Consider the following 7,491-nt stretch of genomic DNA (forward strand, 5'->3'; position numbering starts at 1 on the left):
CTACATGAATGAGGCGATCCAGCAGGGGGCTGCGGAAGGTCTCGGATACGGCGAAAGTTTGTATCGGTACTTAAACAAGCATCCCGAACGTTTTCCTCATTATGACGATTGCGTATTTGTCCAGTGCCAGCGCTCGGGTGTACCGTATACCTGCCACATATCGATCGGCACCGATATTATCCACCAGCATCCGATTGTTGATTTTGAAGCGCTTGGTCAAACGAGCGGCAAAGATTTTGATACGATGTGTCAATCCATATCTGAATTATCTGGTGGCGGCGTATTTCTTAATTTCGGATCTGCGATTTCGGGGCCGGAGATTTTCTTGAAGGGTCTCAGCTTATGCCTCAATCAGAAATTGCCAATGACGCCTATAGCAGCCGCCAACTTCGATATCGTACCAGTGTTCCAACAGTCTTTTCCATCTGTAACGGAATCGGATTATTATTATCGGCCTCGCCGTAATTTTATCGATCGTCTTAGTCAGATTGATGGCAAAGGATACTTGTTCCACGGCTTGCATCAGGTGACAATTCCCCAATTATTTCACCGTGTGCTGCAGCGCAAACGGGAAAGAGGAGTAGAATTTCCTCCATATGACCGCAAGGCGACGCTGTCTAGGGCACAGGCTGAACTGTACCCCATTGCTGAGCGGCAAGCTGATTTGAAAGTAGAAGAAATGGTCAAGGAACCATTAAAACAGGGCTTTGATTGGTCGGGCACAGCGGACCAGCAATTTAGTGCAGTGGTGAAGCGTATAGTTGAAGCGCGTAACAACGGCAAGGAAGTACTAGTTTCCCTTGGCGGAAATGTGATTGGTAGCGGTGTCTCCAGAGAGCTGATCGAGTTGATCGATCAGGGATTTATAACCCACTTGGCGTTGAATGGTGCTGGCGCATTTCAGGATTTCGAGCTATCAGCATTCGGGCAAACCGAAGAGATAGATGCGGGTTCACTGCTGAACGGAACTTTCGGCATGTGGCGGGAGCCAGGTCAATTGCTGCATGGAGCGCTTAGAGAAGGCTATGCAAAAGGGCTTGGCTACGGAGAAAGCCTCATAGCCTATATGGAAGAGAAACCTGAGCTGTTCCCGTATCGTCAATATAGCTTATTAGACGCTTGCAGCAGGAAAGGCATTCCTTGCACCGTACATGTGACAATAGGGATTGATGCGATTCAGCAGCATCCGGATGTTGATTTCAAGGTCCAAGGAGGCGCGAGCGGCAGGGATTTTCAAGTGTATACGAATACGGTCGCCCGATTGGATGGAGGTGTGTTTGCCAACTTTGGCTCGACGGTAACCGGACCGGAGGTTTTTCTTAAGGCTCTGTCGATTGCGCGCAACCTAGGATATACGGTTCATCAGATTACAACGGTTAACTTCGATATCGTAAAGCTTGGGGACTATCATCGTAAGGTTGGCTATGAGGATTGGGACTATTATTATCGACCGCGCAAAAATATCATTCACCGACCTACTAGCTTAGGTGGAGAAGGCTATCATTTCGAAGGATTGCATCAGCAGACGATACCTGCACTGAGAAGGGTGCTCCTGGCAGCAGATGCTGTAAGTATGTCCGATGCTTCCGGGATGTCCGGTTCAAATGAAAGGATATTACCACCAACAATATAGGACACACAGGGGGGGAAGCAGGGTGGAATTTTCTGAACCAAAAATTGGCCATGGAGCAAGTGAAATGGTGCTCCTGCAAACGAACATTGACGATATGAATCCAGAATTTTGCCCTTATGTAGGAGAAAGGCTATTGTCTGCAGGTGCTCATGATGTTTATTGGATTCCAATTTTGATGAAGAAAGGTCGCCCAGGCTTTTTGCTAAATGTACTGACACACACGAAGCGGCTTACTGAGATCGAAAGGATCGTTTTTGAAGAAACGACTACTCTTGGGATACGTTACGTGCGGACAGAGGGCAAAGCGCTTGAACGACATTGTGAAGCAGTGAGCACACCTTGGGGTGATATACGGGTGAAGGTAGGCAAGCACGAAGGCAAGGTGGTGCAAGTTTCCCCCGAATTTGTCGACTGTGAGGCGGCTGCAAAAGCAAATCAGGTTCCGATCAAAGATGTGTACGAGTCGGCTAGAAGAGGTTATTTCTTAGAAACGTAAGAGTGGCGACACAGCGCTTAAATAGGAGAGATCGAATTTGTCTAATATCATAATGCGTAGTATCGGAGAAGCTGGAAGCAGAGATGAAGAAATACGGGGAACATTGGACAATTGCATGAATAAGTATCCGGAATTAAGCGTCTGTATGCCGGAGGTCTGGCGAGCTTTCGAGCTGATGAGAGACAGCTTTCGAGAAGGCTGTAAGCTGCTTGTTTGCGGGAATGGGGGAAGCGCTTCAGACAGTGATCATATCGTTGGAGAGCTGATGAAGGGCTTTATGCACAAACGCCCYTTGCCTGAAGAGGAGAAAGCGGAGCTGATTAAGCTGTTTCCCGAATCAGGTGAGCTGCTGGGGAATCAATTGCAAGGTGCGTTGCCTGCCATTTCTTTGACTACGCACAGTGCGCTTATTACGGCTTTTGCTAATGATGTGAACGCCGATTTGATATTTGCTCAACAAGTATACGGCTACGGATTACCGGGCGATACGCTGCTGGCACTCAGTACTTCGGGAAACTCCAGCAATGTCCTGCATGCAGTACGTACTGCTAAGCTCAAGGGGATGCGCACGATTGGACTGACCGGAATAAATGGGGGTAAGTTAAAAGAGTTTTGCGATGTCACAATCTGTGTTCCTTCTGCATCTACACCGGACATTCAGGAAAGGCATCTGCCGATTTATCATGCGTTATGTATCATGCTGGAGAAAGAGTTTTTTGGCTGATAAGCTGCTTGTCCAAACAATAGTGAAGGTGGTGACCATATGCCGAACATTAAGGTGCTTTTTTGGCTCGATGTCGAGGATTATATAAATCCTGAGTCACAGGAAGGGCTGCTCGGAATATTGCAATTGCTGGAGGACAGGAAAGTGCCTGGCATTTTCAAAATAGTAGGGGAAAAGGCGCGTCAATTACGTTTAAACAATCGCAGCGATATATTATCACTTTTGCCGAATCATGAGGTGGGGTATCATACGGACCTCCACAGCCAGCACCCTGTTATTTCTGAGTATTTGGAGCATTATGATTTTCGTGCCGGGGCAGAAGAGTTCGATACGAGGGAGAAAGGCGGGTTCGAAGATGTTAGGAGTATAACGGGAATGCCGGTGATGTGCTACGGACAGCCTGGATACTCATGGGCTCCTCAAGCTTTTCCCGCTCTGAAGAAATGGGGAATTCCTGTTTATTTGGACGATCACGATCACATCTCATGGGAAGGCAAACCGTTCTGGTATGGCGGCTTGTTGAATATTACGAATGTTACAGGAACGATGAGAATGGAACTGAACGAGGGAGGCTTCGAGAAGGCGAAGGTTACCTTTGACCAGTTATATGAACAGTTGTCCGCTGAACAGACAGGGTTTGTTAGTATATATTATCATCCAAACGAATTTGTATGCAGCAGCTTCTGGGACAAAATAAATTTCATGCGAGGACTGCAGACTCCTCGTGAGGAGTGGAAGCCGGCCCCACTGCGAGAGAAGGGGGAGATGGAGCATTATCTGAACCTTCTCGGCCAATTTATTGACTATACGCTTTCGAAGGATAATGTCGAATACATAACCTCTGAGCAAGCGTTATTGTTGGAAAGCTCTCGGACGGATGTAGTCGATGCGGAAGATGTAAAGGTGTTGGCTGAAGAGCTCGGCAGCAAACTAAGCTACAAAATAATCAATGGACACAGCTTATCATCGGCTGATCAGTACTCACTATTTCGCAGTATGATGCTCGGCAAACAGTTGGTGCCGGAGTTTATGTATGGACCGGCGCATCATATTGAAAGTGACAGGCCAGACTCGCTTGTTGTCAATGATATTTTGAAGGCGCTATCAACGATAGACATGCCCAGAGTGCTTGGTTTCAAAATGCTGCCTGATTATTTCATGCTAGGAGATTACCGAATTAATCCAGTGGATATGACCTGCACAATGGCTGCCATCATTGCCCAAGGATTGCAAGGCGAAGATCGAATAGAGCATGTGCGAGGGGAGCTTCAAGCGAGCAGCTATGCTGGAGATAATGAACTTTGGGGACCGCGATGGTCCATATTCGAGAAGGAATTAAGAGTGCCGAACATTGTGAGCATGTCCAAGCTTCAGACATGGACCTTAAAGCCTGCAATGTTTGGAAACTCCAACTTTAACTAGCGAGGGGACTGTTGTATACATGCTAAGCAGAGCGTTTATTTTTGAAGATGATCGTGAATTTAAAAGTTGTCATGCCTCTACTGTATTACCATTAAAGGGCGGTGATCTGCTTGCGGCCTGGTTCGGAGGGACTGAAGAGGGTGCTGGCGATGTCGCTATCTGGTGCTCGAGAAAGAAGGATGGCGATTGGACAAAGCCTGTAAACCTGACAGGGGAGCAGGATTTGCCACACTTCAATCCAGTGCTGTCGTATAATTCGACTGGCCAAATCATGCTGGTATACAAAACAGGCTGGAAAATTCGCGACTGGATCTCAATGGTCATCATTTCGGAAGATTACGGCTATACGTGGTCTGAGGCGGTTGAGCTGGTACCGGGTGACAGTACTGGCGGCAGAGGGCCTGTTAAAAATAAATCGATATTTGCTTCAAATGGTGACTTGCTCGCTCCAGCCTCAATCGAAACAAAAACAGAATGGGATGCTTTCGTAGATATCTCATCTGATGGAGGAAAGACTTGGCGGAAGAGTGCACAGGTACCTCTTGATCGAAGCAAAGTGACAGGCAAAGGCATTATTCAGCCCACTCTTTGGGAATCGTCCCCGAATCAGCTGCATATGCTGCTTCGCACAACCGAAGGACTGATTTACCGTAGTGATTCTGCGGACCAAGGCAAAAGCTGGTCTGAGGCGTATCCGATCAGTCTGCCGAACAACAATAGCGGCATCGACTTAGCCCAAATGCCGGGCGGAGACTTGCTGCTAGTCTATAATCCGATTGCCGAAAGCTGGGGGCTAAGAACGCCACTTGTGCTCGATGTATCCAAAGACAATGGCGCAACCTGGAGCCGGCTGCATACACTCGAGGAAACAGAAGGTGAATATTCGTACCCGGCCATTGTATCTGACGGAAGCGAAGTTCACATTACTTATACATGGAAACGTGAACGAATCGTTTATTGCCATCTTACTTACTAGCTTGAAAAAGTAATTGATTCAATTTGTCTAATATTAATTTGAGTACGAAGGAGAATGGATAAATGAGCTTTTCTATCTCGAATGGAGTATGGCCAACGATGGTTACTCCTTTTACTAAAAGCAATGAAATCGATTATAACGGTTTAGAGCATATGATCGAATGGTATATACAGAACGGCGTACATGGGTTATTCGCTGTATGTCAGTCTAGCGAGATGTTTTTCCTGACGTTGGAAGAACGTGTTCAACTAGCTGGATTTGTTGTGGAGAAAGCAGCAGGGCGAGTTCCTGTCATTGCATCGGGACATGTATCGGATGTGCTGGAAGATCAGCTCGAAGAGATAAAACGGATATCGGCGACGGGCATTGATGCTTTCGTGCTTGTAAGCAATCGGTTGGCAGCTGACAAGGATTCCGAGCAGACGTGGAAAAATAATGCAGAAAAGATATTTACGGAAGTGCCGGATATGGACTTCGGTATTTACGAATGTCCATTTCCATACAAGCGTTTGTTATCTCCCGAACTGCTGAAATGGTGCGCAGACAGTGGAAGATTTTTGTTTCTGAAGGATACCTCCTGCGACTTGGAGCAAATTCAGAAGAAGCTGGAATCGGTTCACGGCAGCTCCTTGAAAATTTTCAATGCCAACGCGGCAACGCTTCTAGAATCATTAAAGCTGGGGACATCCGGATTCAGCGGGGTTATGGCGAATTTTCACCCCGATTTATATGTAAGGCTGACAGAAGGATGGGCTGGGGATTCAGATAAGGCCGCGAAATTGCAAAGTTATCTGGGACTGGCGTCTGTGATCGAACGGCAAATGTATCCTGTCAATGCCAAATTCCATATGCAGCTGGAGGGGCTGCCTGTGGGACTAGAAAGTCGTACCGCTAAAGCTGGCACGCTGACTGGCGCAATGAAGCTGGAGATTGAACAGCTGCGAACCGCAGCGCAGGTTTATCGGGAATTTTTAGGCTGATAAAGCGCTAGTTAAAAGTAAGCAAACAGTCACATTACAATAGTCTTTTTCGAAGGATTAGACTATTTTTGTCTAAATTCGGCTTAACGTAAACAGGACTGTTGTCCGCAATTGTTCGTTTTGAATGTACGATTTTATGTGGCAATAAATCTTTAATAATATGGTCCCGATCGAATCGGTTATTGTCCCGATCAGCCATGAAACAGACTGTTAGATTGATTATGATGAGGGAAGGAAACGTTTCCAAAAATAGTAGATTGATGCAGGGGATCTGTAGGCTGGAAGTTTCGGTGGACCTCGTATGGGTTTGCAATGAGTACTGCCAAGAGTGGAAGCAAATTTAATGGGAGTGAAAGGTGGTGAAGTTTCCGGCCAGCCGATTACGGCTTAGGTCGGGAACGCGAAAATGGCAGTGAAAATCGGGATTGTGGGTATGAACGGAATTGGGAATAACCATGCAGACTGCTATAAGGTAGATGAGCTGGCCGATCTGGTGGCGGTATGTGATGTCGTCAAGGAGCGTGCAGACGCTGCTGCGGAAAAGCATGGTGTAAAAGCTTATTACAGTCTCAAGGATATGATCGAAGGGGAACCGGACATTGAGGTCGTTGATATAATGACAGGCGGTATCGACAATGGGAGTTGGCATTTTGAACCAGCTATGGAGRCAGTAGGTTTTGGTAAGCATGTGCTGGTTGAAAAGCCGCTGTGTAACGATGTTCGAGAGGGAAGAGAGCTAGTTGCATTTGCTGAGAAGCAGAAAGTTTATCTAGGTTGTAATTTGAATCATTATTTTACAGAGCCCGCGGAGAAGGCGAAGCAGTACATGGATAGTGGTGAAGTTGGAGAGCTTGTTTATTGCCTCGCCAAAATGGGCTTTAACGGAGGCGAACTCAATTACAGGCTTGCAGATTCTCCTAAAATCAAGGGCCATCCCTATTTTCACATGCGTGCGTTCCTAACCCATCCGTTCAGCGTTATGCGCCACTTTTGCGGTGATATCACACATATACAAACCTTCTCGGACCGTCCCGGATTTCGGCGCAGTGCAGGTGATGTCATGGTATCGATCAACAGCATCCACGTAAAATTCGCTAATGGAGGCGTTGGTTACCTGCTTAGTCAGAGGGGGGATGCGGTATATGGGCTTGGCGGCTGGTGGAGTCTTGAGGTTGCTGGCTCAAAAGGCACATTTTGTATCGAAAACTGTGTAGAAAAAGTATCATTCTGGAAGGCGGAAAAAGGTATTCCGGCGATCAG

Annotated in this window: 7 protein-coding genes; all 7 read left to right on the top strand. The window is 47.0% G+C overall.

Annotated elements, in window-relative coordinates:
• Positions 1 to 1,633: GSU2086 family protein (locus tag AC1DWN_RS23330; RefSeq protein ID WP_477561293.1), on the top strand; the 1,633-nt coding region annotated here is incomplete at its 5' end.
• A 22-nt stretch (positions 1,634 to 1,655) separates the two neighbouring features.
• Complete coding sequence (gene larC2, locus AC1DWN_RS23335; protein WP_477561294.1) at positions 1,656 to 2,129, top strand: nickel pincer cofactor biosynthesis protein LarC2; 474 nt, start codon at positions 1,656 to 1,658, stop codon at positions 2,127 to 2,129.
• Positions 2,130 to 2,166: 37 nt separating this feature from the next.
• The gene (locus tag AC1DWN_RS23340) at positions 2,167 to 2,853 is read left to right on the top strand and encodes a D-sedoheptulose-7-phosphate isomerase (RefSeq protein WP_477561295.1); all 687 of its coding nucleotides are present in this window, start codon (positions 2,167 to 2,169) and stop codon (positions 2,851 to 2,853) included.
• A 39-nt stretch (positions 2,854 to 2,892) separates the two neighbouring features.
• Positions 2,893 to 4,275, top strand: a complete 1,383-nt coding sequence (locus tag AC1DWN_RS23345) for a polysaccharide deacetylase family protein (RefSeq protein ID WP_477561296.1) — start codon at positions 2,893 to 2,895, stop codon at positions 4,273 to 4,275.
• A gap of 19 nt (positions 4,276 to 4,294) precedes the next feature.
• Entirely contained in the window at positions 4,295 to 5,251 is a 957-nt protein-coding gene (locus AC1DWN_RS23350; RefSeq protein WP_477561297.1) for a sialidase family protein, read from the top strand.
• Between the two features lie 62 nt (positions 5,252 to 5,313).
• A complete protein-coding gene (locus tag AC1DWN_RS23355) occupies positions 5,314 to 6,231 on the top strand; it encodes a dihydrodipicolinate synthase family protein (protein WP_477561298.1) in 918 nt (305 codons plus the stop codon).
• 406 nt (positions 6,232 to 6,637) lie between these two features.
• Positions 6,638 to 7,491: Gfo/Idh/MocA family protein (locus tag AC1DWN_RS23360; protein ID WP_477561299.1), on the top strand; the 854-nt coding region annotated here is incomplete at its 3' end.

It is taken from the genome of Paenibacillus sp. P4_A7 (assembly GCF_056402455.1).

Bases quoted from the DNA above. Each gene is read 5' to 3' on its own strand.
- AC1DWN_RS23355 (WP_477561298.1), top strand. From the start codon at position 5,314: ATGAGCTTTTCTATCTCGAATGGAGTATGGCCAACGATGGTTACTCCT.
- AC1DWN_RS23350 (WP_477561297.1), top strand. From the start codon at position 4,295: ATGCTAAGCAGAGCGTTTATTTTTGAAGATGATCGTGAATTTAAAAGT.
- AC1DWN_RS23345 (WP_477561296.1), top strand. From the start codon at position 2,893: ATGCCGAACATTAAGGTGCTTTTTTGGCTCGATGTCGAGGATTATATA.